This window comes from Bradyrhizobium sp. Unk1 (genome assembly GCF_059512345.1).
The window spans coordinates 1-685 of sequence record NZ_JCAMOP010000207.1; the positions used below are offsets into that span (position 1 = coordinate 1).

Here is a 685-nt window from a genome sequence, read left to right on the forward strand (position 1 = left end):
TTTGTCGGTTGTGAACATCCATTTGATGCGGTCTCGGGTTTTATTTCGCCGCCGTTGCCATGCTGCGATCTCGTTTTGGAGCCTTTTGGGATCGTCGATGCGGCGGCCGAGACATTGGCGCTGTAGCACGCTGATCTCGCACTCGACCATGTTGAGCCAACTGGCGTGTTTCGGAGTGTAGTGGAACTCAAGGCGACGCAGGATGCGCCGGGCCTCGGCAGGCGCAAATGCTTGATACAGCGCACCGGCAGTATGGATCGACAGATTGTCCTGCACGACACGAATGCAGGCGGCATCGGGATAATGGACATCGACGAGTTCGCGCATGCAGTGCGCGTAGTCTACGGCAGCGCGGCGCTCTGTCGTCTTGACGTTGCGCCAGCCACGATGGGGGTCGAATGTCACGAAGAGATTGACGGTGCCGTTGCGGCGATATTCGTAATCATAGCGCTCGCGCTGCCCCGGTTGACCCGGGATCGGCTGACGCACCTCGCCGATGAGTTGGACCGGGGTCTCGTCGAAGCAGACCAGCGGCCGCTCGGGGTCCGGCGCTTCAGCGTAGAGATCGAGCACGTCCTCCATGCGAGCGACGTATTCGCCGTCGACACAGGGAATGCACCACATGTCCCTGCGCCACGGTTTGAGGTCGTTTTCGGCCAGCCGGCGGCGCACAGTCTCGCCTGAC

The 685-nt window shown here is 61.2% G+C and carries 1 protein-coding gene; it reads right to left on the reverse strand.

Features of this window, described 5'->3' with window-relative positions:
- Window positions 1-685, reverse strand: a 685-nt coding sequence (locus tag AC5ZFO_RS48170) for an IS630 family transposase (RefSeq protein ID WP_496124290.1), incomplete at both ends; no start/stop codon positions are given.